Origin of the sequence: Janthinobacterium sp. UMAB-56 (assembly GCF_900095265.1) — a bacterium.
Lineage (GTDB): Bacteria > Pseudomonadota > Gammaproteobacteria > Burkholderiales > Burkholderiaceae_D > Janthinobacterium.
Genome location: NZ_LT607655.1, coordinates 306528 through 330291, shown reverse-complemented (window position 1 = coordinate 330291; position 23764 = coordinate 306528). Strand labels below are relative to the sequence as shown.

The 23764-nt window shown below is 64.2% G+C and carries 20 protein-coding genes; 17 read left to right on the top strand and 3 right to left on the bottom strand.

What is annotated here, in order from left to right:
- Positions 1–50 precede the first annotated feature (50 nt).
- Positions 51–1421, bottom strand: a complete 1371-nt coding sequence (locus K0F85_RS12370) for a DEAD/DEAH box helicase (protein ID WP_034758850.1) — start codon at positions 1419–1421, stop codon at positions 51–53.
- 290 nt (positions 1422–1711) lie between these two features.
- On the opposite strand from K0F85_RS12370, the gene K0F85_RS12365 reads away from it, so the two are divergent.
- From K0F85_RS12365 to K0F85_RS12350, 4 genes are all read left to right on the top strand, one after another.
- Positions 1712–3454: a methyl-accepting chemotaxis protein gene (locus K0F85_RS12365; protein ID WP_219116298.1), complete on the top strand. Its 1743-nt coding sequence runs from the start codon at positions 1712–1714 to the stop codon at positions 3452–3454.
- Positions 3455–3545: 91 nt separating this feature from the next.
- Positions 3546–3923 (top strand): BlaI/MecI/CopY family transcriptional regulator, encoded by a 378-nt coding sequence (locus K0F85_RS12360; RefSeq protein ID WP_219116297.1) that lies wholly within the window; start codon positions 3546–3548, stop codon positions 3921–3923.
- Between the two features lie 3 nt (positions 3924–3926).
- Positions 3927–5360, top strand: a complete 1434-nt coding sequence (locus K0F85_RS12355; RefSeq protein WP_219116296.1) for a M23/M56 family metallopeptidase — start codon at positions 3927–3929, stop codon at positions 5358–5360.
- Positions 5361–5434: 74 nt separating this feature from the next.
- Positions 5435–7573 (top strand): TonB-dependent siderophore receptor, encoded by a 2139-nt coding sequence (locus tag K0F85_RS12350; protein WP_219116295.1) that lies wholly within the window; start codon positions 5435–5437, stop codon positions 7571–7573.
- Positions 7574–7580: 7 nt separating this feature from the next.
- Here K0F85_RS12350 and K0F85_RS12345 read toward each other — a convergent pair whose 3' ends face one another.
- Positions 7581–7835: a hypothetical protein gene (locus K0F85_RS12345; protein WP_219116294.1), complete on the bottom strand. Its 255-nt coding sequence runs from the start codon at positions 7833–7835 to the stop codon at positions 7581–7583.
- Between the two features lie 218 nt (positions 7836–8053).
- Between K0F85_RS12345 and K0F85_RS12340 the strand changes: the two genes are divergently transcribed.
- A complete protein-coding gene (locus K0F85_RS12340) occupies positions 8054–8707 on the top strand; it encodes a hydrolase (RefSeq protein ID WP_219116293.1) in 654 nt (217 codons plus the stop codon).
- A gap of 123 nt (positions 8708–8830) precedes the next feature.
- On the opposite strand, the gene K0F85_RS12335 is transcribed toward K0F85_RS12340, so the two are convergent.
- Complete coding sequence (locus K0F85_RS12335; RefSeq protein ID WP_035826389.1) at positions 8831–9613, bottom strand: inositol monophosphatase family protein; 783 nt, start codon at positions 9611–9613, stop codon at positions 8831–8833.
- Between the two features lie 195 nt (positions 9614–9808).
- Here K0F85_RS12335 and K0F85_RS12330 point away from each other — a divergent pair, with 195 nt between their 5' ends.
- The 12 genes from K0F85_RS12330 (at position 9809) to K0F85_RS28750 (ending at position 23722) form a co-directional block, all read left to right on the top strand.
- Positions 9809–10573: an RNA methyltransferase gene (locus tag K0F85_RS12330; RefSeq protein ID WP_219116292.1), complete on the top strand. Its 765-nt coding sequence runs from the start codon at positions 9809–9811 to the stop codon at positions 10571–10573.
- A complete protein-coding gene (locus tag K0F85_RS12325) occupies positions 10570–11472 on the top strand; it encodes a LysR substrate-binding domain-containing protein (protein ID WP_219116291.1) in 903 nt (300 codons plus the stop codon). Before K0F85_RS12330 ends, K0F85_RS12325 begins: the two co-directional genes overlap by 4 nt.
- A 90-nt stretch (positions 11473–11562) precedes the next feature.
- The gene (locus K0F85_RS12320; RefSeq protein WP_257572722.1) at positions 11563–12756 is read left to right on the top strand and encodes an MFS transporter; all 1194 of its coding nucleotides are present in this window, start codon (positions 11563–11565) and stop codon (positions 12754–12756) included.
- Between the two features lie 86 nt (positions 12757–12842).
- On the top strand, positions 12843–13370 hold the full coding sequence (locus K0F85_RS12315; protein WP_219116290.1) for a hypothetical protein: 528 nt from the start codon (positions 12843–12845) through the stop codon (positions 13368–13370).
- A 7-nt stretch (positions 13371–13377) separates the two neighbouring features.
- Positions 13378–15018 (top strand): GMC family oxidoreductase, encoded by a 1641-nt coding sequence (locus K0F85_RS12310; protein WP_219116289.1) that lies wholly within the window; start codon positions 13378–13380, stop codon positions 15016–15018.
- A complete protein-coding gene (locus K0F85_RS12305) occupies positions 15015–15974 on the top strand; it encodes a triacylglycerol lipase (RefSeq protein WP_257572720.1) in 960 nt (319 codons plus the stop codon). The genes K0F85_RS12310 and K0F85_RS12305 overlap by 4 nt, the downstream gene beginning before the upstream one ends.
- Before the next feature lie 302 nt (positions 15975–16276).
- The gene (locus tag K0F85_RS12300; RefSeq protein WP_219116288.1) at positions 16277–19915 is read left to right on the top strand and encodes an EAL domain-containing protein; all 3639 of its coding nucleotides are present in this window, start codon (positions 16277–16279) and stop codon (positions 19913–19915) included.
- A 134-nt stretch (positions 19916–20049) separates the two neighbouring features.
- The gene (locus K0F85_RS12295; protein ID WP_219116287.1) at positions 20050–20631 is read left to right on the top strand and encodes a phasin family protein; all 582 of its coding nucleotides are present in this window, start codon (positions 20050–20052) and stop codon (positions 20629–20631) included.
- Between the two features lie 138 nt (positions 20632–20769).
- Positions 20770–21441: a TetR/AcrR family transcriptional regulator gene (locus K0F85_RS12290; protein ID WP_092801194.1), complete on the top strand. Its 672-nt coding sequence runs from the start codon at positions 20770–20772 to the stop codon at positions 21439–21441.
- Between the two features lie 41 nt (positions 21442–21482).
- Positions 21483–22256, top strand: a complete 774-nt coding sequence (locus K0F85_RS12285) for a hypothetical protein (RefSeq protein ID WP_219116286.1) — start codon at positions 21483–21485, stop codon at positions 22254–22256.
- A gap of 11 nt (positions 22257–22267) precedes the next feature.
- Positions 22268–22813, top strand: coding sequence for a TIGR00730 family Rossman fold protein (locus tag K0F85_RS12280; protein WP_219116399.1), 546 nt, complete (start codon positions 22268–22270; stop codon positions 22811–22813).
- A gap of 312 nt (positions 22814–23125) precedes the next feature.
- Positions 23126–23722, top strand: a complete 597-nt coding sequence (locus K0F85_RS28750) for a PEP-CTERM sorting domain-containing protein (RefSeq protein WP_257572742.1) — start codon at positions 23126–23128, stop codon at positions 23720–23722.
- The last annotated feature ends 42 nt before the right edge of the window (positions 23723–23764 follow it).

Genomic DNA, 23764 nt, shown 5'->3' with positions numbered 1-23764 from the left:
GCGAGCGGGAGCATCGATAGCGCCCCGCGCAGCAGGTTTGCAGCCGTGTATTAGCGGCCGCGGCCGCCGGAACGGTGCGACGCTGCCGAACGCGGCGCATTGCCGCTACGGTTGCCGCCGCCACCGCCGCCCGAAGGGCCGGCGCTGCGTGGCTTGGCGCCGCTGCCGCCGGTTTTCACGCGCACCACGGCGCCGGCTGGCGCGCGGCTGTTGTTGCGGTGGCCGCCGGTGCCGCTGCGCAATTGCACAGGCTGGGCGCGGGCATTCAGGTCAGGCTCGAAGCCTTCGATGACTTCGCGCGGCAGGGTTTGCTTGATCAGCTTTTCGATGTCTTTCAACATTTCGTGCTCATCCACGCAGACCAGCGACACGGCCTCACCCTTGGCACCGGCGCGGCCCGTGCGGCCGATACGGTGCACATAGTCTTCCGGAATGTTCGGCAAGTCGTAGTTGACGACGTGCGGCAACTGGTCGATATCGATACCGCGCGCGGCGATGTCGGTGGCGACCAGCACTTGCAGGGTGCCATCCTTGAACTCGGACAGCGCGCGCGTGCGCGCCGACTGGCTCTTGTTGCCGTGGATGGCCAGGGCGCCGATGCCGTCTGCGCCCAGTTGCTCGACCAGTTTATTCGCACCATGCTTGGTACGCGTAAACACCAGCACTTGGGTCCAGTTGTTCGACTTGATCAGGTAGGACAGCATCGGGTGCTTCTTGTCGCGGTCGACCGGATGGATCTTTTGCTTAATCACTTCCACGGTCGAATTGCGGCGCGCCACTTCGATCATGGCTGGCTTGTTCAGCAAGCCGTCGGCCAGGGCCTTGATCTCTTCCGAGAACGTGGCCGAGAACAGCAGGTTCTGGCGTTTTGGCGGCAGCACGGCCAGCACTTTCTTGATGTCGCGGATGAAACCCATATCGAGCATGCGGTCCGCTTCGTCCAGGATCAGGATTTCCACTTTCGACAGGTCAACGGTGCCCTGGCCCATGTGGTCCAGCAAACGGCCCGGCGTGGCGACGAGGATGTCGACGCCATGCTTGAGCTGCTTGATTTGCGGGTTGATGCCGACGCCGCCGAAGATCACGGTGGAGTTCAATTTGGTGTACTTGCTGTAGGCGCGCACGCTTTCCTCGACCTGCGCGGCGAGTTCGCGCGTCGGTGCCAGGATCAGGGCGCGGATCGGGCGCGTCGAGGTGTTGCTGGTGATGGATGCGCCATTCGCATCGGTCGACAGGCGGTGCAGCACGGGCAGGGTGAAGCCGGCCGTCTTGCCGGTACCGGTCTGTGCGCCGGCCAGCAAGTCGCCGCCAGCCAGCACTGCGGGAATCGCCTGCGACTGGATGGGGGTCGGCACGGTGTAGCCGTGTTCGGTAACGGCACGTACGATAGCGTCGGACAATCCGAGGGAGGAAAAGGACATGGTAACTTTATTGTGAGATCGGCCTGTCGCCATCGGGGGGCGCCAGTCGCAGGCAATCAGATTAGGGGTCGAAAGACAGCGGCAAGGGGACTGGTCATATGTGCCGCACACGCGAAGTATAACAGCCTGGCAAAAACGCGCCTGTTTTGTTTCAGGGACGCAATGGCAGAGCTCAAGGAAATGCATGGCTAGGGCGCGCTCCCCATAGTCGTTCTTCCCTATGATGGTCTGTAACACTCCATGCGCGGGACTCACCGTGGCGCCGGGGTGTTCATTCCCGGAGGAATATCATGCGTATCGCCGATCTTCGCATCGCCACCCGCCTGTATGGCGGTTTCGGCACCATCGTCCTGTTGCTGGCCGTCCTGGTCAGCGTCGCCACATTGAATGTCTCTCGGTTGGCCGATGCCAATGCCATCAATACCCACACTTACCAGGTGCTCGCTAAAAACAGCGAGATCCTGGAAAGCCTGATCAATATGGAAACGGGCCAGCGCGGCTACGTGATCACGGGCGCCGAGGCGTCGCTGGAGCCATACAAGGCGGGTCAGTCCGCGTTCGGCGCGCACCTGGCCACGGCGCGCGCCTTGACCAGCGATAACCCGGCCCAGCAGGAGCGCCTGGCCAAGCTTGATGCGGCCAGGCAGGCCTGGCAGGCCGGCGCGCTCGACCCCGTGATCGCCCTGCGGCGCGCCGTGGCGCAGGGCACGGCGGCCATCGAGCCCGTGCTGGCGCTGGTGAAGGAGGGCAGGGGCAAGCAGGGCATGGATGCCATGCGGGCACTGCTGGGCGATATCGGCCAGGCGGAAACCGTGCTGCTGGCGCGTCGCTCGGAAGCGGCGGCGGCCTTGCAGGTGCAGACGTACTGGACCTTGCTGGGCGGCGGCGCCGTGACCTTGTTCCTGGCCGCCATCATCGCCTGGTGGCTGGGACATAACATCAGTGCGCCGCTGCGTTCGGCCATCGACGTGGCCAGGCAGGTGGCGCAGGGCGACCTGACGGTGCAGGTCGACGTGCGCTCGAAGGATGAAACGGGCGAGCTGATGCAGGCATTGAAAGACATGACGGCCAGCCTGCTGCGCATCGTCACGGAAGTGCGGGGCGGCACGCAGGCCATCGCCACGGTCTCGCGCCAGATTGCTTCGGGCAATATCGACCTGTCCGCGCGCACGGAACAGCAGGCCAGTTCGCTGGAAGAGACGGCTTCGTCGATGGAGGAACTGACCAGCACGGTACAGCGCAATGCGCAGAATGCCAGCGAGGCCAACGCCCTGGCGGCATCGGCCTCCATCGTGGCCGGCAAGGGCGGCAGCGTGGTGGCGCAAGTGGTGGACACCATGGGCTCGATCAACGACTCGTCGCGCAAGATCGTCGACATCATCGGCGTCATCGACGGCATCGCCTTCCAGACGAATATCCTGGCCCTGAATGCGGCCGTGGAGGCGGCCCGGGCGGGCGAACAGGGGCGCGGCTTTGCCGTCGTCGCCACCGAGGTGCGCAACCTGGCGCAACGCTCGGCCGGCGCCGCCAGGGAAATCAAGGGCTTGATCAATGATTCGGTAGCCCAGGTGGAGAGCGGCGCGCGCCTGGTCGACGAGGCGGGCCACACCATGCGCGAGATCGTCGATAGCGTGCACAAGGTCAGCGGCATTGTCGGGCAGATATCGTCCGCCAGCGACGAGCAACGGGCCGGCATCGAGCAAGTCAACCAGGCCATCGGCGAAATGGACCAGGTGACCCAGCAGAACGCAGCGCTGGTGGAAGAGGCTGCCGCAGCGGCCGAATCCATGCAGGAGCAGGCCGCCCGGCTGGCCGATGCTGTGAGCGTGTTCAGGACCGCGCAGGTGGACGCAGCGCCGCCAGTGCTCCACCGCCAGGCGGCCGCTCCGGTCGCGCCGCCGTCCGCGCGTGCGCCCGCCCGTCCGGCACGTCCCGCGCCCATGGCCTTGCCGGCCAGTGCGGCGCCGGCGCGTCCGCCGCCAGCGCACGGTGATAAACGCCAGACCCGGAATGACGAATGGGAAGAGTTTTGAAGCGGTGATGCGACACGTGTCGCAGATTTCGCTTGTGTTGCATGTGACAATTGTCGCATAATTGGTTCATTCGTCACACAAGGAGATTTCCATGAGCACGCCATCCGTTACCGAACTGTCGTTATTGAAAGCCTTGTGGAAAGACCACCCGCTGTCCGCGCGTGAATTGCACGCCAGGGTGGAAGACGAGCTGGGATGGTCGTTTTCATCCACGCGCAAGACGCTTGAGCGGATGCTGGACAAGGGCATGCTGCTGCAGCGCAGCGTGCATGGCGTGCTCGTGTATGAGGCGAACGTGGACAAGGTGGCCACCCTGGCCGCGTTTGCCCACGACTTTGGCCGTCGCGTGATGGAAATTGACAGTCCCTTGCCGGTCAGTATGTTTACCGGCAGCAAACTGGTGGACCAGCAGGAACTGTCGGCACTGGAGCAACTATTGCAGGATTGGCCGATCGAGGGAAAGGAGTAAGCGATGCTGCTGTTTTCTCTCACGCTGTTGCAAGCCAGTGCCGCCTGTCTCGTGACCGGCCCCCTGCTGTGGGCAATGCTGAGTCTGGCGCAGCGGCGCTGGCCCGCGCTGGCAGCGCAGCGCAGCGTGTGGCTCGGTGCCCAACTGGTGCTGGCTGCCGTGTTTGTGTTGCCGCTGCTGCCTGACGCGCGCCAGCTGCGCGTGGTGTCCGAGCTGAGCGTGCCCGTTTCCCTGGTCAGCGCGGCGCCCGAGGTGCCGATGGTCTCGGCTGTGCCAGCTGCAGGTTTGCCATCGGCTGCTTCCTGGCTGGTCCTGGTGCCGTCCGCCTGGGGCCTGATCTATCTTCTGGGTGTCGCTTGTGCAGCCTGGCGCTGGCAGCGTGGCCACGCCATGTTGCGTACCTTGCTCCGGCTGGCGCGGTGGCGCCGACTGCATGGCATGGACGTGCTGGAAGTGGATGCGCCGATCTCGCCGATGCTGGTGGGCGTGTGGCGGCCACGTCTGCTGTTGCCGGCGCACCTGGCGCACTTTACGACCGAACAGCAGCAGATGGTGATCGCCCATGAGCTGACCCATGCACGCCGGCGTGACCCCGTGATCCAGTTGCTGGCCAGCATGCTGCAGGCCCTGCTGTGGTTCAATCCGGTCGCGCGCTGGCTGGCCGGCCAGCTGGTTTGGGCGCAGGAGCTCGCTTGCGACCGCCAGATATTGGCCGGCCGCCCAGCGCGCCAGCGCCAGCAATATGCGGCGGCCCTGGTCAGGCAGTTGGGGCTGCAGACGCAGCCGCTGCCGGGGCTGGCCTTTGGCGGCGGCAGCATGGCCGAGCGCCTGCTGCGCATGCGTGACGGGCAGGGGCGCCCACCTGCGGCCTTGCGCATGGTGGTAGCGTTGCTGCTGTGCGCGATCGGCGCGGCCAGCCTGGCGCTGCAGCCGGCACTGGCGTGGGACGTGGCTGCCGCGCCCGCAGCCACGCTCACCGCGCCGGCGACGGCGCCAGCTGTCTGGCGCAATCCCCTGGACAGCATGCGTGTGACCGGCTTCTTTGGCGTGGTGCGCCAGATGACGCCACAAGGCCACCGCGGCATCGATCTGGGCGCCAGGCGCGGCACGCCCGTGCATGCGGCTGCCGACGGCATCGCCAGCGTCAGTGAAGATGCGCGCCTCGGCAAGGCCGTCCGCATCGACCATGGTGCTGGCATCGAGTCGCTGTATGCCCACCTAGACAGTGTCACCCTCACTACCGGCATGGCCGTTACGGCCGGGCAGGCCATCGGCACGGTGGGCGCCACAGGTCTGGCGACGGGGCCGCATTTGCATTTCGAGGTGACCCGCGACGGGCGCCTGCAGGATCCGCAACAGTGGCTGGCCGATCTCGATCTCGATGCCAGCGCCACCGCGCGCGCCCTGCGCCTGCGCAAGGAGCAGTTCGGCCGCTAGTTTTACCTGGTCGCAGGTCGGATGAGCGCACGAGCGCACAAGCCGACACCACCCCAGACCTTTCAGGATTTCCCATGCGATTGAGTATTCTATTGTGCAGCCTTGCGCTGCCGTTGATGGCGCACGTCCGTGCCGAAGACGTCCTTCCTTCCGTGACGGTGCATGCCGGCAAAGTGGATCAGCGCCGTAACGACACCGTCGCCGCCATCGTCGTCGGTCACGAGGAATTGATACGCCAGGGTGACCGTACCTTGTCCGACGCCTTGAAGCGCCTGCCCGGCATTTCCATCGGCGGCGCGCCAGCAGGCACGGGGCAGGGTGGGCAAATCCAGCTGCGCGGGCTGGGCCAGGGTTATACCCTCGTCATGCTCGACGGCGTGCCCGTGCCGCCCGGGTTTTCGCTCGATTCTCTGGACCCGGAACTGGTCGAGCGCGTGGAAATCATGCGCGCCGCCACGGCGCAATTTTCCGCCGAGGCGATCGCCGGTTCCATCAACATCGTGCTGAAAAAATCGGGCAAGCGGCGCGAGCGCACCTTCAAGCTGGGGGCGTCCGGCAGCCATGGCATGCCCGCCGGCAGCGCCACGGTGCAGTGGGCCGACAAGGACGGCCGCCTGTCGTATGCGCTGGCCGGCACGCTTAGTCACACGGGCCGCCAGGCGCTGCTCGATGAATGGAACCGCGCATACGATGCGGATGGCAGACCCACGGCGGTGCGCCATTTGCCGCTGACGGAGCGCGTGACGAGCGATACGTTCGAGCTGGCGCCCCGTTTGCAATGGGCGCTGGCGGGCGAAGGCAGCCTGGCCTGGCAAAGCCTGGTCAACTGGCGCCGCCTGGCCAGCCATCGCCAGGTGGTGGAAACGTCTTACCTGGGCGGCCATACCGACTATCCGGACAATGACGCCACCTTCAGGCAGGACAGCGGCACCGTGCGCAGCGATCTGCACTGGCTGCGCAAGCTCGGACAGGGGGCCAGCCTCGATATCAAACTTGGCCTCGACGTCAACTATCGCAGCAGCGACTATCTGTTCCAGAGTGACGGCGCCGCGACCGGGCCGGCGAATGTGCGCCGGGTCGATGCAGGCGTGGACGAGGCGGGCGTGCAGACCAGCGGCACCTATCGCCGGACGCTGGGCGAGGGCCACGCGCTGGCGGCGGGCTGGGAGGTGGGTCAGCGGCGGCGCACGCAGTTTCGCCGCGAGCGCCAGTTGTCGCCGGGCGGGCCGCCTGTGCTACCGGACCAAGACTATGCGACCACGGTGCGGCGCCTGGCCCTGTTCGCGCAGGATGAATGGGATGTCTCCGCGCGCTGGTCGCTGTATCTGGGGCTGCGCTGGGAAACCTGGCGCACGGCCAGCGCCACCGGTGGCGCTGGCCCCGTCGACGTGCGCGCGCAAGTGTGGAGCCCCGTGCTGCAAAGCCTGTATAAGCTCGCCGGCAAGGATCAAGTGCGCCTGGCCGTCACGCGCACCTACAAGGCGCCGCAGATGTTCCAGCTGATCCCGCGCCCCTACCTTGTCGACAACGGCAATAGCCCCGCGAATCCCGACAAGCAGGGCAACCCGGCGCTGCGCCCGGAACTGGCGTGGGGCTTGGATGCGGCCTATGAATACTATCCTGGGGAAGGCGCGATGCTGTCCGCCAGCGCCTCGCTGCGGCGCATCGGCGACGTGATGCTGGACCGGCTGTACCAGCAGAACGGGCGCTGGGTGGCTACGCCTGTCAACCAGGGCGGGGCGCAGGTGCGCGGTATCGCACTGGAAGCGAAGCTGCCGCTGGCAGCGCTGCTGGTCGGCGCCCCCGCGCTGGACCTGCGGGCGGACGTGGCGCGCAACTGGTCGTCGGTGGACGCCGTCGCCGGCCCGGACAACCGCCTCGATGGCCAGTTGCCGTGGAGCGCCAACCTGGGCGCGGATTACCGGCTGGCCAGCAAGCCGTTGACCCTGGGCGGCAATCTGCATTTCCAGGGCGGTGCACTGTCGCGCGCATCGAAGCAGTTGCTGGCCTGGCAGGGCGCCCGGCGCGAACTGGATCTGTACGCGCTGTGGAAATTCAGCGACCGGCTGCGGCTGCGCCTGTCGGGCGCCGATCTGCTGCGCCAGCTTGAGCGCACGCGCAGCCTGTATGCAGATGGCGCCGGCAGCCTGCTGCGTACGGTCGATACGGGTAGCGACCGCACGCTGCGCGTCATGCTTGAAGGCCTCTTGTAGCGTTTGCCTAGTCGTCGATCTCCGCAACGGCGTAGTCCACGCCCTGCGCATCGAGCCAGACGCGCAGGGCGGCCAGGCCGTGCCACGGGTCCGGGCGCAGGTGCTGGCAGATATACAGGCCGGCATCCGTCAGCCTGGCGTCGGTGTCGGGCATGGCGCCGCCGGGCGGGCGCGGCGCCGGCGCCGCCAACTCTGGCATCTGCGCAATGTGCTGGCGCTGTTCCTGCGTCAGGCTGGCCGTGACCCTGAATTCAAATCCCATGTTTTCTCCTTGATGTGCAGCGTGTTGCTGCGCCTGTTTCCTATCATCGAAAAAATTGCATATAGCTTGGCATTCTTTCCGTTTTTATTTTCACAGCATCGCGTACATACTGCATAGCACTGGCCCTGTACACACAGCGTGACGCAAGGGCAGGAGCAGAAGCGTCATACAAGGACAGCCCTTTTTTATATTCAATTATTTTCACTAAGGAAAACATCATGCCTATCGCCACCGCCCAAGCCGCACAAAAACTGCTGACCCCGAACGATCATACCCTGATCATGATCGACCACCAGTCGCAGATGGCGTTCGCCACCCGTTCCATCGACTTGGCCCTGCTGCGCAACAATGCGGCCCTGGTGGCCAAGGCGGCGGCGCAATTCAAGGTGCCGACGATACTGACGACGGTGGCAGCCAAATCGTTCTCCGGCCCGATCTTCGATGAAATCCAGTCCGTCTTCCCGGAACAGGCGCCGATCGACCGCAGCACGATGAACACTTGGGAAGATGCGCGTATCGCCGACAAGGTGAATGGCTACGGCAAGGGCAAGATCGTGCTGGCAGGACTGTGGACGTCCGTCTGCATCGTCGGCCCCGCACTGTCGGCGCTGGAGCAGGGTTTTGATGTGTACGTGATCGCCGACGCCAGCGGCGATGTCTCCGACGAAGCCCATGCGATGGCCATGCAGCGCATGTTGCAGGCGGGCGCACAGCCGATGACGTCCGTGCAGTATTTGCTGGAGCTGCAGCGCGACTGGGCCCGCAGCGAGACCTACGACGAAACGGTGGCGACGGCCGTGGCGCACGGCGGCGGCTATGGCCTGGGCCTGGTCTACGCCAAATCCATGTTCAACGCCAGCGAAGGCCATTGATTTTCAATGATGCCACGGCCCCACCGCCCGCCGGCGGGGCGGCTGAGGGCTGGCCGGCGCTCAAAAAAAAGCTGCCGGAGTTTCCTCCGGCAGCTTTTTTTCACATCAGAGTGCGCGTGGCAATCAGGCGAAAGGCGTCAGCAGGGTGATCATCTGGCCAAAGATCTTCGGGCTGGCGGCGATGACGTCGCCCTTGTAGAGGTAGTCCGACTCGCCGGAAAATTCACCGACGATGCCGCCCGATTCCGTGATCATCAGGGCGCCGGCGGCGATATCCCAAGGCTTCAAGCCTTTTTCGTAGAAACCGTCCAGGCGGCCGCAAGCGACGTAGGCCAGGTCCAGCGCGGCCGAGCCGGCGCGGCGTACGCCCTGGCTGCGTTCACCCATGATCGCGTACATCTTCAGGTATTCATCGAGCGCGCGGGCGCTGCCGGCCACGTAGCCGGTGCCCAGCAGGGCGTTCGAGATGCGATCGAGCTTGGTGACGCGGATGCGCTTTTCGTTCAGGTAAGCGCCGGCGCCCTTGGTGGCCGTGAACAGGTCGTTGCGTACCGGGTCGTAGATGACGGCTTGCGTGACGACGCCGCGATGCGCGAGGGCGATCGAGATGCAGTATTGCGGGAAGCCGTGGATAAAGTTGGTGGTGCCATCGATCGGGTCGATGATCCACTGATATTCATTCTCGTCGTGCGAGTTGGCGGAAGCTCCCGATTCCTCAGCCAGGAACGCGTGGTCCGGGTAGGCTTTGGACAGCACCTCGATGATGGCTTGTTCGGCCGCCTGGTCGACGTCGGTGACGAAATCGTTATGTTGTTTTTCCGTGACGACGACGCGGTCGAGGTCAAAAGAGGCGCGATTGATGACGGCGGCGCCGCGGCGGGCGGCTTTGATCGCCGTGTTGAGCATTGGGTGCATATGAGCTTCCGTTAAAAGCACGCGACCGCCCAGCGTCGCCTTGCGGCGCCGGTACGATAGAGTGCAAGAATGAATTAAAGAGCGGAGCGGTGCCGAAGTGGTTAAAATCCCGGCCTGGAGTCAGCGTTTTGTGACTCCGTTTCCCGAAATTTCCTGTATCGATACCGCGCAATAGCGCTATTTTAAATGAATCTGCCCGAAATCAACACGTCTCTTTTCAAACGCCTGCGATTTATTCTTGTCGAAACTAGTCGTCCTGGCAACATTGGCGGCGTCGCGCGGGCCATGAAAACGATGGGTTTTTCCGATCTGGTGCTGGTTAATCCGCGTTTTCCCGATGCCTTGACGGATGCGGAAGCGGTGGCCTTCGCCAGCGGCGCTCAGGATATTCTGGCTGGCGCGCGCATCGTCGGCTCGATCGCCGAGGCGCTTGAGGGCTGCAATTACGCGGCCGCCGTGTCGGCCAGATTGCGCGAATTTTCGCCGCCCGTCACCGCCCCGCGCGCCATCGCCGCGCAATTGGCCGCCAGTGCAGACTTGCACGCGGCCGTCATCTTCGGCAACGAGCGCTTCGGCTTGCCCAACGAGATCGTCGAGCAGTGCAATGTGCTGATCAACATTCCCGCCAATCCCGCGTATTCCTCGCTGAACCTGTCGCAGGCGGCGCAGGTCGTGGCCTATGAATGCCGCGTGGCGGCCCTCGGCGATGAACAACTCGCCAGTCCCGTCGGTTTCCATGGCGACGCGGCCAGCCTGGCGCAGGTCGACGGCATGTACGAGCACTTGCAGCAGGCGCTGGTGGCCATCGACTTCCTCGATGCCGATAATCCGAAAAAGCTCATGCCGCGCCTGAAACGCCTGTTTTCGCGCACGGGACTGGAAACGGAAGAAGTCAATATCCTGCGCGGCATCGCGCGCCATATCCTGGCGGTAGCCAAAAAAGGGCCATGATAGAAACCCGGCTGCTGCGCCAGTTCATCGCCGTCGCCGAGGAACTCAATTTCCGCCGCGCGGCCGAACGGCTGCACATGGCGCAGCCGCCGTTGTCGCAGGCGATCCTGCGGCTGGAAGCGGCGCTGGGTTACCCCGTATTCGAACGCAGCAACCGCAAGGTCAGCTTGACGCCGGCCGGCGTCACTTTCCTGGTCACGGCGCGCCAGGTGCTGGCCAGCCTGGAAGAGGGCGTGGCGGCCACGCGTCGCGTGGCGCAGGGCATCGAAGGTCATTTGCGCCTCAGTTTCATCCACATCACGCCGTATGCCCACGTATTGCAAGCCTTGCGCGCCTTCCGTGCCGCTTCGCCCGCCGTGCAGTTCACCTTGCGCGAAGCGTCGACGCAGCAGCAAGTCGAGTGGCTGGAGCAGGGCGACATCGATATCGCCCTGCTGCGCGCGCCCGGGCGCAGCACGCCAGGCTTGCGCTTCGAGCGCCTGTCCGGCGAAGACATCGTCGCAGCGCTGCCCTTGAGTCACCGCTGCGCGGGCCAGGCGAGGGTGGAACTGGCGGACCTGGCCGGTGACGATTTCGTCGCTTCTCCACGCGACCTGGGCCAGGGTTTTCATGACCAGTTGGCGAGCCTGTGCCTGCATGCGGGCTTCGTGCCGCACGTGGTGCAGCAGGCGCGCCGCTTGCAAACGGTACTGGGCCTGGTGGCGGCCGGTTTCGGCGTGGCCCTGCTGCCCGCCAGCCTGGCGTCGTCCAGGCCTGCCGGCGTCGTCATGCTGCCGCTGCACAGCGATGCGCCCGCGCCGCTGCGCCAGCTCGACCTGTACATGGCGTGGGACCCGCAGCGCGATTCTCCCGTGCGCGAACGCCTGCTGGCGCAACTGCGCCTGTCTGCGCTTCAATGAGACTTTTAGTATCTCATTCCAATATAAATAAGATATTTTACAGATGATGGCCCAGGGGCCAGCATGGCGTTTTGATTGTCAGGAATGGCCATGTCCAACGTTTCGGCGCGCAGCCGCGCGCTGCCCCCTTCTATTTATTGGCTGTCCTTGTGCAGCTTTGCCTTCGGCTTGTGCGAATTCATCGCCGCCGGCCTGTTGACCCCTATGGCGCGCGACTTGCACGCCAGCGTGGCGGCGGCCGGCGGCGCCATTGCCGCGTATGCGCTGGGGGCGGCCATCGGCGCGCCCGTGCTGACGGCCATGCTGGCGCGCCGCCCCACGCGCCAGATACTGGTGGCCACCATGCTCGTGCTGGCGGCGGGCAGCGTGGCCATGGCGCAAGCGCCGGCGCTGGGAGCGCTGCTGGGCGTGCGCCTTGTCGTGGGCCTCGCGCATGGCGTGTTCATGGCCGTGGCGTCGCACGCGGCCACCAACCTGGTCGACCCTGGCCGTGCGGGAAGGGCGCTGTCCATCGTCTGGCTGGGCCTGACCCTGGCGCTGGCCGGCGGCGTGCCACTGGGGACGTGGCTGGGCGCCGTGTCGTCGTGGCGCTGGGTATTTGCCGCCATCGGCGTGCTGGCCCTGTGCGGCGCGGCCGGCTTGCGCTTCGCCATGCCGGCCGCGCGCCAGGACGCCGCCGCCGCATCGGCCCTGGACAGCCTGCGCGCCATCTTGCAAGCGCCCCTGCTGCTGGCCGCTGGCGTGGCGGCGCTGGTCAGCGTGGCTACCTTCAGTTTTTTCACGTATGTCTCGCCCTTTCTGTTGCAACTGGGCGGGCTGGACGCGGACTGGCTGGGCGCCGCCATGCTGTGCTTTGGCGTGTGCGCCATCGGGGGGAACCTGCTGGGCGGCTGGTGCGCGGATCGCCCTTCCGCGTTGCGCTGCAGCGTGCTGGCCCTGGCCGCGCTGGCGATCAATTTGCTGGGATTTTATGCGCTGCGCGCCGCGCCACTGGCCCTGCTGGCCCTGTGCGGCACCCTGGGCTTGCTGTTTTTCGCCCTCGTGACCCTGTCGACCATGCGCTTGCTACGCCTGGCGCAGCAGCATTGCCCGGGCAGCGATGCGGTGGCGGCGGGGCTCAATATTGCCGCCTTCAACGCGGGCACGGCGGCGGGCGGGGTGCTGGGCGGCGCGCTGATCGTCGTCTTCGGCTTGCCCGCCATCGCCCTCGGCGGCGCGCTGGCAGCGCTGCTGGCCATGCTGCTGCTATGGATGCAGTCGCAAAAACTAGACGCGCCGCTCTAGTTTTTGCGCGCGGAGCGCCGCTTCCTTTGGCGTACACTGGCCGGCAAAAGGCGGCACGAAACAAGGGGAGACATGGCAATGGAGACATGCTGATGCAACGCAGATCGTTTCTGAAACTGGGCGTGCTCGGCGCTTGCGCGCTGGCCGCCGGCGGCGCCGCCTACCGCCTTGTGCGCGGGCCTGCGCCGCCCGGCCGTTTTGTGCTCGATGGCGCGGCGCGCGCGGCGCTGGCTGCCATCGTGCCCTCCATGCTGGGTAGTGCGCTGCCGCGGGACGCCGGTGCGCGGGCTGCGGCCCTCGATGGCGCCATCGCCGGCGTGGACACGGCCATCCGCGGCTTGCCCCTGGCGGCGCAGCAGGAAGTACAGGATCTGTTTGGCCTGTTGGCGCTGGCGCCCGCGCGGCGCTTCGTCGCCGGCGTACATGGGGACTGGCAGGGCGCCGATCCCGGCCAGGTGACAGCCTTCTTGCAGGCGTGGCGCACGCATCGCCTGGCCACCTTGCAGACGGCCTATCTGGCCCTGCACGATCTTATCCTCGGCGCCTGGTATGCCGATGCCGCCCACTGGGCCGCCATCGGCTATCCTGGACCGCTGCCCGAACTGAGCGCATAAGGCATCCATGAGCACATCCCCCATATCCGACCCCATCGCCATCGGCGTGGCCGGCGGCTGGAACGTTACCGACGCCAGCACCCTGGTATCCGACCGCACCCTCGAGGCCGATGTCGTCGTCATCGGCAGCGGCGCCGGCGGCGGCGTGACGGCGGAAATCCTCGCGCTGGCCGGCCTGAAGGTCTTGATTGTCGAAGAGGGCGGCTTGAAGTCGTCGCAGGATTTCAAAATGCGCGAAGCGGACGCCTATCCCACGTTGTACCAGGAGTCGGCCGCGCGCAAGACGCGCGACAAGGCGATCAATATCCTGCAGGGGCGCACCGTGGGCGGTTCGACCACCGTCAACTGGACCTCGAGTTTTCGCACGCCGCCCGGCACCCTGGAATACTGGCGCAAGCATTTTGCTTTGTCCGGCTATTCCGTGGATGCCATGGCGCCATGGTTCGCCATGATGGAAAAACGCCTGCACGTGAGTGACTGGGCCGCGCCGCCCAATGAAAACAACGATTTATTGCGCCGTGGCGCCACGGCGCTGGGCATACCCACTGCCGCCATCCGGCGCAATGTGAATGGCTGCTGGAACCTCGGCTACTGCGGCATGGGCTGCCCGACGAATGCCAAGCAGTCGATGCTGGTGACGACGATCCCCGCCGCGCTGGCGCTGGGCGCGGGCCTGCTGGTGCATGCGCGCGCCCAGCGTTTCAGCTTCAAGGGCGAGCGTATCGACAGCCTGCAGGTGACGGCGCTGGATGCTGCCGGGCAGGCGCCGACGGGCGTACGCCTCACGCTGCGCGCCAGGCATTTTGTGCTGGCCGGCGGCGCCATCAACTCGCCGGCCCTGCTGCTGCGCTCGCAGGCGCCCGACCCGCACGGCTTGCTCGGTCGGCGCACCTTTTTGCATCCGACTGTGATTTCCGCTGGCCTGTTCAAGCAGCGCGTCGACGCCTATGCGGGCGCGCCGCAGACGATCTATTCCGACCATTTCCTGCACGTGGCGCCCATCGACGGCCCTATCGGCTACAAGCTCGAAGCGCCGCCTTTGCATCCGCTGCTGATGGCCACCACCATGGGCGGCTTCGGCGATGAACATGCGCGCACCATGCGCGAGTTCCCCCATGTGCACGGCTTGCTGGCGCTGCTGCGCGACGGCTTTCACCATGATTCGGCGGGCGGCAGCGTGTCCATCGACAGTGTCGGCGCGCCCGTGCTCGACTACCCGCTCACGCCTTTCATCTGGGATGGCGCGCGGCGCGCGCTGCTGTCGATGGCGGAAATCCAGTTCGCCGCCGGCGCGCAGAGCGTGTATCCCGTGCATGAGATGGCCGGCCACTACACGAGCTGGGCGCAGGCGAAACAGGCCATCGGCGATTTGCCGATGAAAGCCTTGCTGGCGCGCGTGGTGTCGGCCCACGTGATGGGCGGCTGCGCCATGTCGGACGATGCCCGCCTGGGCGTGACGGGGGCCGATGGTCGCTACCACGGCGTGCGCAACCTGTCCGTGCACGACGGTTCGCTGTTCCCCACCTCCATAGGCGCCAATCCGCAACTGACGATTTATGCGCTGGCCGCGCGCCTTGCCAGCGGCCTGGCGCAAGCGGTGACGGGCAAGCCTGCCCCCGTTCCCGTTTCTACTGCGACGACGGCGTGATCGCGCGCATACTCAAGTGGCTGATGCTGCTGCAGGTGCTGGCCGTGCTGGGGGTGGCCTACCTGGCCATGCAGGCGTGGGGCGTCGCTTCGCCCGTCATGGCCGTGCTGCTGGCGGGCGCCATGCTGCTGGCCGCGCGCGCGCTGATCGTGGCGCGCAATTTCTGGCAAAGCCGGAGTGTTGGCAGCCCCGTGCCACAGGAATATCAGCTCGGTGTCCGCGGCGCCGCGCGCCTGTTCCTGGGCGAGTTGCGCGCCACCCTGTGGACGTCGTCGTGGGGCATGCTGCGTCCGCGCCTGCATGCGGCCGACTGCATCACGCCCGGCCAGGGCCTGCCGGTGCTGCTGGTGCACGGCTATGTGTGCAACGGCGGCTACTGGGCGCAACTGAGCCGGCAGCTGGCGCAGGCGGGCATCGTGCATGACGGCGTCGACCTGGAACCCATCGCCGCCGACATCGAGGAGTTCGTGCCGCAAGTGGAGCAGGCCATCGAGGCGCTGTGCGCCCGCACGGGCAGCGAGCGCATCATCATCGTTGCTCACAGCATGGGCGGTCTGGTGGCGCGCGCCTGGCTGCGGCGCCATGGCGCGGCCCGCGTGGCGCGCATCATCACCCTCGGCACGCCGCACCACGGCACGGCGCTGGCCAATCTGGCTGCGGGCGTGAATGCGCGGCAGATGAGTCGTATCGGCGACGCACCCAGCGGTTGGCTGGCGCAGCTGGCGGCCAGCGAAGCACCTGAAACGCGCGCCCTGATCACCTCGATGTATTCGTATCACGACAATATCGTCGCGCCGCAAACTTCCGCCTACCTGCCCGGCGCGCGCAATATCGCCTTTGGCGGGGTTGGCCATGTGGCGCTGGCCAGCGATGCGTGGGTGCTGCGTCAGTTGCTGGTAGAAATTACTATCAACTACGAAGTCAGCGAGGCCCCATCTTCCTCCCATTTTGCCTGAGTACTGTTGTGTTTTATCTGCATGGCAAGAGTATCGGTTTTGACTCTGCTGTTGCCCATGTTTAATAGTGCAAGGGGCAAAAAATGCTGTTTTCCACTGGCTTACTGTATTAAGCTAACGTCAGAACAGCGCTGGTGGAAATCTGTTCTTGAGAACGCTTGCTCCATTCTGCTGGCATCCTGCCGCCAGATTTTTCTCTGGATGTATGGAAAGATGTTATAAGATTGCTATGCAGCCCGCGCATGTTGAAAGATGAGCGCAGGCGGAAAATGAGTCCATGCAGTTTTTGTTGGGGGCGCTAATTGTCTGCACGTATCCTGATTATCGAAGATAACGCCACCAATATGGAATTGATGGTGTATTTGCTGCGCGCCTTCGGGTATACGCCGCTGGCCGCCTATGACGGCGAAGAGGGCGTGCGCATGGCGCGCAGCGAATTGCCTGACCTGATCATTTGCGATGTGCATTTGCCCAAGCTCGATGGCTATGGCGTGGTGGCGGAACTGAAGAAAGACCCGCAACTGCGCAAGATCCCGGCCCTGGCCGTGACGGCGCTGGCCATGGTGGGCGACCGCGAACGGCTGCTCGAAGCTGGCTTCAATGGCTACATCGGCAAGCCGATCGAACCGGACCTGTTTGTCGCGGAGCTCGAGTCTTTTTTACCCGGGGCGCCGTCGACGCCCGTTAAAAACGACATAGCGACTATATTGATCGTCGATGATCATGTGTTGAACCGCGAGTTCCTGACTGCACTCTTGGGCTACGGCGGCCACCGCCTGCTGGAAGCGGCGAATGGTGCCGACGCGCTGGAAATTCTGCGCACCGAACGGCCGGACCTGATCATTTCCGACATCCTCATGCCGAACATGGACGGCTACGAATTCGTCACGCGCGTGCATGCCGATCCCGCGCTGACCGACGTGCCCATCATCTTTTATACAGCCACCTACCGCGAGCAGGAAGCGATCTTGCTGGCGCAGGCGTGCGGCGTGCGCTGGGTGCTGCCCAAGCCGTCCGATCCCGAGGTCATCGTGCGCACCGTCAACGAGGCGCTGGGGCTGATGCCGGTGGCCGCGCCCGCGCCCGTTGTGCCGGACGCGGGCGGTGCTGCTGCCCCTCCCGCCACGGGCAAGCTGGCCGGCATCGAGCACCAGGTCAGCGGCTACCTCGATGAACTCGAGTCGAGCAGCCAGCAGATTTCCCAGCTGGCCAGCCTGCGCGAGGGCCATGCCGCCATCCCCGAAGATCTGGCCATCATGACCGAGCGTCTGTCGCGCTCGCTGTCGAGCTTGCAGGCGGTGAGCCTGCGCCTGACGGCCCTGATCGAACTGGGCATCGAGCTGGGCGCCGAACGCGATCCGCGTGCCCTGATCGAGGCGGGCTGCAAGGTGGCGCAGAATATCTGCGTCTCCAAGTACGCCTGCATCGGCGTGCTGGAAGAGGGCGCCGACAAGCTCAGCTATTTTTCCTCGTGCGGCGCGGAGAAGAACCTCGAGCGTATCGCCAGCGCGCCGCGCACGGGCATCTTGAACCGCTTGCTGGAACAGCGCCAGCCCTACCGTGTGAATGGCTTGAAGGGCGACCCCGGCGCGCTGGGCCTGCCCGACACGCACCCGCCCGTGCACTCCTTCCTGGGCGTGGCCATCGCCTCGCGCGAGCGCAGCCACGGCTGGCTGTACCTGGTCGACAAGCTGGGGGCGAATGAGTTTTCCGAAGTTGACGAGCGCGTCGCCGCCACGGTGGCGGCGCAGATCGCCGTCGCCTACGACAACCTGCTGTTATACGACGAAATCAAGCGCCATCACGAGCAGCTGACACTGGACATGGCAGCGCGCATCCGCCTCGACGAAGACCTGCGCCGCTTCCGCCTGGCGATGGATGCCACGGCCGATGCGATTTTCCTCGTCGACCGCGCCGGCATGTGCTTTGTCGATGTCAACCAGACTGCCTGCCGCATGCTCGGTTTTGAACGCGAGGATTTCCTGCGCGTGGGGCCTGGCCGCGCGCACGAGGGCGAAGCCCAGCTGGAAGAGCTGTACAACAAACTGCTGGCCGGCGATCAGGGCGGTCCGATGACGGAATTGCAGTTGCAGCGCAAGGACGGCTCGCCGCTGTCGGTGGAAGTGCAGCGGCGCACCCTGCGCTCGGGGCAGAGCTGGATACTGGTGGCCGTGGCGCGCGATATCACCGAGCGCAAGGATGCCGAGCAGCGCCTGATGAAGCTGGCCCATTTCGACACCTTGACGGGCTTGCCGAACCGCAGCCAGTTCTACGCTTCGCTGACCCATTCCCTGTCCCAGGCGGCCGAACACCAGTGGGCCGTGGCCGTGCTGTTCATGGATATCGACCGCTTCAAGAATATCAACGACACCCTGGGCCACACCATCGGTGACGACCTGCTGCGCCAGTTTTCCAGTCGCCTCGTCGACTGCCTGCGCGTGCGCGATACCATCGGCCGCTTTGGCGGCGATGAATTTGCCACCATCCTGCTGCTGCCCGAAGGCGCCCAGCACGCCGTGGGCGTGGTCGACAAGATCCGCGAGGCGATGCGCAAGCCTTTCGACTTGCAGGGTCATGAGGTGACGGTGACGGTCAGCATCGGCATTTCCGTGTACCCCGACGATGGCGTCGATGCGGACACCCTGATTCAGTATGCCGACACGGCCATGTACCGCGCCAAGGAAGCGGGCCGCGACGCCTTCCGCTTCTTCACGGCGGAAATGAATGCGCAATCGATGGCGCGGCTGGACATGGAAAATGCCCTGCGGCGTGCCATCGACAATGAAGAATTCGTGCTGTTCTTCCAGCCCAAGGTGAATATCATCTCGGGGCGCATCAGCGGCGCCGAGGCGCTGATACGCTGGCGCCGTCCGGGCCACGGCATGGTCTCGCCGGCCCTGTTCATCCCTCTGCTGGAAGAAACGGGTCTCATTGTCCGTGTCGGTAACTGGGTGCTCGACGAGGCCTGCAAGAAGATCAGCGAGTGGTGCGCCAGCAGCATCGGTCCCGTACACCTGTCGGTGAATGTGTCGGGCATCCAGTTTTTCGTTGGCGGCCTGGAAGAAGAGGTGCTCAAGGCGATCCGCAAGCACGATATCGCGCCCGACCTGCTGGAGCTGGAGCTGACGGAAAGCTCGCTGATGTCGAATGCCGAAGAAACCATCTCCGTGCTGCGCAACCTGAAGGCGCTGGGCATCCAGATTTCCATCGACGATTTTGGCACAGGTTATTCCAGCCTGGCCTACCTGAAGCGCTTCCCCATCGACAAGCTGAAGATCGATATCGCCTTCGTGCGCGAAGTGACCAGCAATCCGGACGACGCGGCCATCGTGCTGGCCATCATCAGCATGGCCCACAGCATGAAGCTCGATGTGATCGCCGAAGGCGTGGAAAACGATGCACAGTTGGCCTACCTGCGGCGCCACGGCTGTGACGAGATGCAAGGCTATTATTTCAGCCGGCCCGTGCCGCAGGAAGAATTCGAGCACATGCTGATGGGTGGCAAGCTGCTGCAGGCGCCGCAGGATGCCGGCAGCGAAGAGCAGCAAACCCTGCTGATCGTCGACGACGATGTCTTCATGCTCGACGTGCTCAGCGACTTCCTGGCGCAGGACGGCTACCGCATCCTGACGGCGCAGACGGCTGCCGAGGGCTTCGACCTCCTGGCGCGCCACAAGGTGCAGGTGATCCTCTGCGACCAGTGCATGCCGCTCATGAGCGGCACCGAATTCATGGAGCGGGTCAAGCACCTGTGCCCCGATACCTTCCGCATCATGCTGTCGGCCTTTGCCGACCTGACGCCCATCATGGCGGCCATCAACCGCGGCGCCGTCGACCGCTTCTACACCAAGCCGTGGAAAGGCGCCGTGCTGCGCGAGAATATCCGCGAAGGCTTCCGCCTGCACAAGCTGTTGCATGGCCCGGTGAAAGTGGCGGCCTGATCGTTTTCCACGTGTGCGCTGGCGCACGTTGCGAGGCAGTTCACTATCGAATTAGACTCCCGTCTCTAGTTTTGCTCTCTAGAATAAAAAGCATCCATGAAGTGGCATGGCTTTTCACATGACGGGAGCGGACGATGGTGAAGAAATTGAAAGAGTTGGCGGAAGACAAGGAATTGGCGGACGCCGTGCGCTCGTCCGCGCAGCAGATATGGCAGGCGGGCCTCGGTGCCTTCGCCAAGGCGCAAGAAGAGGGCGGGCGCGTGTTTTCCAGGCTGGTGAAGGAAGGCACGCAATTCCAGCAGCGCGCGGAAGACAAGGTGGCCGATGTCAGCGGCAGCGTCAGCAAACTGGCCGACGGCGTGGGCAAGCAGGCCAGCGGCTCCTGGGACAAGCTCGAGCAAGTGTTCGAAGAGCGCGTCGCGCGCGCGCTGGCGACCATCGGCGTGCCCATGCAACACGATATCGCCGCGCTGCACGCCAAGATCGATGCCTTGAGCTTGCAGGTGGCGGCCCTGTCGGCCAAGCCCGCCGTGAAGGCGGCGCCGAAAGCCACGCCGAAAACCGCAGCCAAAGTCGCGCCGAAGGCGGCCCTCGCCAAGGCCCAGGCCAAGCCGGCAGCCAGGTCCACGCCGCGCGCCGCAGCCAAGCCAGCGAGCAAGCCAGTGAGTAAGCCAGCGAGCAAGCCGGCGGCGAAGAAAAAAGCGCCGGCCGCCTGAGCTGGTGCCGCAGCCCTCCAGCCTGCTCGCGCAGGCTTTTTCTTGCCTGCGTTTTTCACCGGCGCCTTAGGGCGCAGTGTTTCATCATGGCTATTTTAGGTGGTATGCTTGCGGCAGAACACAGAGAGATTGCCCGCCATGCTACAAAAAGCACCACGTCGTACCCGCGAACGCATCCTGGAGTTGTCGCTGCGCCTGTTCAATGAGTTTGGTGAGCCGAATATCACGACAACCGTGATCGCGGAAGAGATGAATATCTCGCCCGGAAACCTGTACTACCACTTCCGTAACAAGGACGATATCGTCAATTCGATCTTCGTCCAGTTCGAGGCGGAAATCGAACGCATCCTGACCGTGCCCGACGGGCGCCGTTCGAACATCGAGGATGTCTGGTTGTATTTGCACCTGATGTTTGAATTGATCTGGCGCTACCGCTTTTTCTATCGCGACCTCAACGATTTGTTGTCGCGCAACCGCAAGCTCGAATTGCACTTCAAATTGATCCTGGCGCACAAGATCAAGGTGGCCACGCAGCTGTGCGAAGATTTGCGCAGCGAACAGTCTTTGGCCGCGTCGGACATGGAAGTGGCGGCGATGGCGACGAATATGGTGGTCGTTGCCACCTACTGGCTGTCGTACGAGTATGTGCGCAACCCGCGCAAGTACAGTGAGCAGCAATCGATGTCCGATGCGCTGGCGCGCGGCTGCTATCAGGTGCTGTCCCTGATCGGGCCGTATTTGCGCAATGAAACGCATTTGCTGTTTCGCAAACTGTCGGAAGAGTATGTGACCAAACTCAAGAACGACTGACGCGGCTGCTGGCGCTACGTCGTTATTTACAGGAGACATGTATGGCTTGGAAACTATTCCCCTATCCGAACGAAGCATATGTTTACACCCCGCTGACGCTGGAAGCGGCCTGGGCGCGCCTGCATGAGGGCGACGTGGAACCCTTTCCCACGCACCCTGCGCTGGTGCAGGCCTGGCTGGCCTTCCATGCGGGCGACTTCGAGCGCGCCGTGAAGCTGGGCCTGGCCGTCGGCGTGCCCGGCTATGCGGTGGCACACAAGGCGACCTGCATCTACGCCACGCACCTGGAAGTAAACGACAGCCAGAAACTCGACATGTACGAGGAAGTGGCGGAGCGCTGCGAGCGCCAGCAGAGCGAGCAGCCGGACAATCCGGCCGGCTATTACTGGCATGCTTACAGCCTGGGCCGCTATGCGCTGGGCACCTCCGTCGTCAAGGCCCTGGCACAGGGCATGGGCGCGCGCGTGCGCAATAGCCTGGACCGCACGATGACGGTGGCGCCCATGCATGCGGAAGCGCATATCGCGTTTGGGATTTATCATACGGAAATTATCGACAAGGTCGGCGCCATGATAGGCGGCCTTACCTACGGCGCCAACAAGGAAGATGGCTATCAGCACTTCAAGACGGCGCTGGCCCTGATGCCCCATTCGGCGCTGGCGCACAGCGAATATGCGCGCGCCTTGAACATGCTCGACGCAAAGAGAAAGCTGGCGGAAGCGCTGGCCTTGTATGAAAAGGCGGCCGAATGCGTGGCACTGGACGCCAAGGAACGCCTCGAGGTCGAGGCGGCGATCGATGAATTGAAAGGGTAGGCAATACTGTGATCAAGGCTTTATGTGTATATTGTGGCGCCAATGCGGGCGTCTCGCCGGACTATGCCGTAGCGGCGCGCGAACTGGCGCGCGTGCTGGTGGCGGAAAATATTTCACTGGTGTATGGCGGCGGCAAGGTGGGCCTGATGGGCGTGATCGCCGATGAAGTGCTGCGCCTGGGCGGCGAGGTGACGGGCGTGATTCCCACGCAGTTGGTGGAGCGCGAAGTGGGCCATACGGGCTTGACGCGCCAGTTCATCGTAAAAGACATGCATGAGCGCAAGGCGATGATGGCCAGCCTGTCCGATGCCTTCATCGCCATGCCCGGCGGCTATGGCACCCTGGAAGAGCTGTTCGAGATGCTCACGTGGGCCCAGTTGGGCCTGCACGCCAAGCCCATCGGTTTACTGAATGTCGACCGTTTCTATGACGGCTTGCTGGAATTCGTGCAAAACGGCAAGGAACAGGGCTTCATCCGCCCGCAGCATGCAGCCTTCCTGAATGCCGATGCCGATCCGGCGGCGCTGGTGCAGCGCCTGAAGGACTGCGCGCCGTAAGCTTTCCTCAAGGAAATTGACCAGGAGCCATGCACTGCGCAGTGCATGGCTTTTTTATTTCCACGCGGGAAAATTGATCCTGTTCAACGCCTCAATTGATAAATATATGTTCATAATATTTCTCTGGATGCATGTTATTTTGAAAATGAAGATGCTTTTTAATTACGGTTGTGGTTTACTGGTCGTGTTCAAAAGTTAGGACTATCGGACACCTGCGAGCGCAACCAAGCTCCTAAAAAACGGTGCCGAGCCATTTCAAGTTGCCACAGCCACGCCACTTCATCATCTCGAAAGGATGCTATTTTGAAACCTATGACCCTCTTGCGCGCAACTGCTGTCGCCGCCATTCTCGCCACCGCTGGCGCCGCTCAGGCGCAGACGACCACGATCAGCTTCGATGCGCTGGAACAGCCAGGCTACTTCGGTTCCGTCTTCAACTCTTACTCGGAAGGCGGCTACAACTTTGACAGCAGCTTCCTGGGCCTGTTGAGCTCGGCACATCAAAGCAGCTTGGCCTACGCCGGCTCGGCCGGCCTGGGCGCGACATTCCTGTCGACAACGACCTTGTCGCGCGCCGATGGTGCCGCTTTCTCGCTGAGCTCGATCAGCCTGGCCGACTTCGTGAGCGTGCCTGGCTCCTACGACGTGACCTTTGTCGGCCATCAAGTGGGCGGCGGTACGGTGAGCCAAACGTTTACCCTCGGTGGTGGCCATAGCTTCGCCGATTACACGTTCTCGGGTTTCAGCAATCTGCTGTCGGCAACGTGGAAAGAAGGCGCACTGCATACTTTTCAGGTCGATAATATCGCCGCCAGCGTGAGCGCCGTGCCGGAACCGGCGACTTACGGCATGCTGCTGGGTGGACTGGGCTTGCTGGCCTTCCTGCGCCGCCGCAAGAACGCCGCCTGAACTTGAACATGGCGCCGGCCATGCCGGCGCGCAGGTAAAAGA

What these genes read in the sequence shown, in the direction of transcription:
- K0F85_RS12370 (WP_034758850.1), bottom strand. Translation starts at nt 1,421, where the DNA reads ATGTCCTTTTCCTCCCTCGGATTGTCCGACGCTATCGTACGTGCCGTT.
- K0F85_RS12365 (WP_219116298.1), top strand. Translation starts at nt 1,712, where the DNA reads ATGCGTATCGCCGATCTTCGCATCGCCACCCGCCTGTATGGCGGTTTC.
- K0F85_RS12360 (WP_219116297.1), top strand. Translation starts at nt 3,546, where the DNA reads ATGAGCACGCCATCCGTTACCGAACTGTCGTTATTGAAAGCCTTGTGG.
- K0F85_RS12355 (WP_219116296.1), top strand. Translation starts at nt 3,927, where the DNA reads ATGCTGCTGTTTTCTCTCACGCTGTTGCAAGCCAGTGCCGCCTGTCTC.
- K0F85_RS12350 (WP_219116295.1), top strand. Translation starts at nt 5,435, where the DNA reads ATGCGATTGAGTATTCTATTGTGCAGCCTTGCGCTGCCGTTGATGGCG.
- K0F85_RS12345 (WP_219116294.1), bottom strand. Translation starts at nt 7,835, where the DNA reads ATGGGATTTGAATTCAGGGTCACGGCCAGCCTGACGCAGGAACAGCGC.
- K0F85_RS12340 (WP_219116293.1), top strand. Translation starts at nt 8,054, where the DNA reads ATGCCTATCGCCACCGCCCAAGCCGCACAAAAACTGCTGACCCCGAAC.
- K0F85_RS12335 (WP_035826389.1), bottom strand. Translation starts at nt 9,613, where the DNA reads ATGCTCAACACGGCGATCAAAGCCGCCCGCCGCGGCGCCGCCGTCATC.
- K0F85_RS12330 (WP_219116292.1), top strand. Translation starts at nt 9,809, where the DNA reads ATGAATCTGCCCGAAATCAACACGTCTCTTTTCAAACGCCTGCGATTT.
- K0F85_RS12325 (WP_219116291.1), top strand. Translation starts at nt 10,570, where the DNA reads ATGATAGAAACCCGGCTGCTGCGCCAGTTCATCGCCGTCGCCGAGGAA.
- K0F85_RS12320 (WP_257572722.1), top strand. Translation starts at nt 11,563, where the DNA reads ATGTCCAACGTTTCGGCGCGCAGCCGCGCGCTGCCCCCTTCTATTTAT.
- K0F85_RS12315 (WP_219116290.1), top strand. Translation starts at nt 12,843, where the DNA reads ATGCTGATGCAACGCAGATCGTTTCTGAAACTGGGCGTGCTCGGCGCT.
- K0F85_RS12310 (WP_219116289.1), top strand. Translation starts at nt 13,378, where the DNA reads ATGAGCACATCCCCCATATCCGACCCCATCGCCATCGGCGTGGCCGGC.
- K0F85_RS12295 (WP_219116287.1), top strand. Translation starts at nt 20,050, where the DNA reads ATGGTGAAGAAATTGAAAGAGTTGGCGGAAGACAAGGAATTGGCGGAC.
- K0F85_RS12290 (WP_092801194.1), top strand. Translation starts at nt 20,770, where the DNA reads ATGCTACAAAAAGCACCACGTCGTACCCGCGAACGCATCCTGGAGTTG.
- K0F85_RS12285 (WP_219116286.1), top strand. Translation starts at nt 21,483, where the DNA reads ATGGCTTGGAAACTATTCCCCTATCCGAACGAAGCATATGTTTACACC.
- K0F85_RS28750 (WP_257572742.1), top strand. Translation starts at nt 23,126, where the DNA reads ATGACCCTCTTGCGCGCAACTGCTGTCGCCGCCATTCTCGCCACCGCT.